Source organism: Bacillus sp. LR_5, assembly GCF_042709275.1.
Map to the genome: position 1 here is coordinate 1 of NZ_JAVAXX010000591.1, position 1326 is coordinate 1326.

Annotated in this window: 1 protein-coding gene and 1 pseudogene; both read right to left on the reverse strand. The window is 45.1% G+C overall.

The genetic code is table 11. From position 1 onward, the window contains the following. Window positions 1–93: pseudogene (upp, locus tag RAC86_RS38765) on the reverse strand (uracil phosphoribosyltransferase); the annotation flags it as partial. Between the two features lie 134 nt (window positions 94–227). Beyond that, a partial coding sequence (glyA, locus tag RAC86_RS38770; RefSeq protein WP_377886965.1) for a serine hydroxymethyltransferase occupies window positions 228–1326 on the reverse strand: 1099 nt, incomplete at its 5' end.

The window sequence follows — 1326 nt, forward strand, 5'->3', positions numbered from 1 at the left end:
CTCTCTAAAATCCTTCGTACCTGTATTTTCATTCCGTATATATGTCAGCTTGTGCTGAATTAAAGGATGATCAAATACATAAACCTTTCCCATACTGTGTTTCAGCTCCTTTTTTATTGTCCCATCAACAATTACACACTTCTATTGATTCTACAAAAAAAGACATTGAGTTTCAAGAACATCGTCAAAAAACCCGCCGGGCATAAGCCCAAGCGGGTTTTAGGATCTTAATAATCTAATTCTTTATATAAAGGAAATTTATCAGTCAGAGCAGCTACACGCTGTCTTGCTTCTTCAAGTTTTCCTTCGTCTTCGTGGTTTTTCAATGCAAGCGCAATGATAGCACCGACTTCTTCTAATGCGTCTCCGTCAAAACCGCGGCTGGTTACAGCAGCTGTACCAAGACGGATGCCGCTTGTTACGAAAGGTTTTTCAGGATCATATGGAATCGCGTTTTTGTTAGACGTAATACCGATTTCATCAAGTACATGCTCCGCAACCTTACCAGTCAGTCCGAGCGAACGAAGATCAACAAGGATAAGGTGGTTGTCTGTTCCGCCTGAAACGAGCTGGATACCCTCTTTCGTTAAGGCTTCAGCCAGACGTTTCGCGTTTGAAATGACGTTTTGTGCATATGTTTTGAAATCGTCCTGCAATACTTCACCGAATGAAACAGCTTTTGCGGCAATAACGTGCATCAGCGGGCCGCCTTGAATTCCAGGGAAGATCGATTTATCAATTTTCTTGCCAAACTCTTCACGGCAAAGGATCATACCGCCTCGAGGACCGCGAAGTGTTTTATGTGTTGTTGTTGTAACGAAATCAGCGTAAGGAACCGGGTTTGGATGAAGGCCTGCCGCAACAAGTCCTGCGATATGTGCCATATCCACCATGAAGTAAGCGCCGACTTCATCAGCAATTTCACGGAATTTCTTAAAGTCGATTGTACGAGGATACGCACTTGCTCCTGCTACGATAAGCTTCGGTTTATGAGCGAGGGCTTTTTCACGCACGTCATAGTAATCAATATATTGAGTTTCTTTATCTACGCCGTACTCAACAAAGTTATATTGAACACCGCTGAAGTTGACTGGGCTTCCGTGTGTTAAATGGCCGCCGTGGGAGAGGTTCATCCCAAGTACAGTATCGCCTTGCTCCAAAATCGTGAAGTACACTGCCATGTTTGCTTGCGCGCCTGAATGAGGCTGAACGTTTACATGCTCCGCTCCAAAGATTTCCTTCGCGCGGTCACGGGCGATATCTTCAACGACATCGACGTGCTCGCATCCGCCGTAGTAGCGTTTGCCCGGATATCCTTCTGCGTAC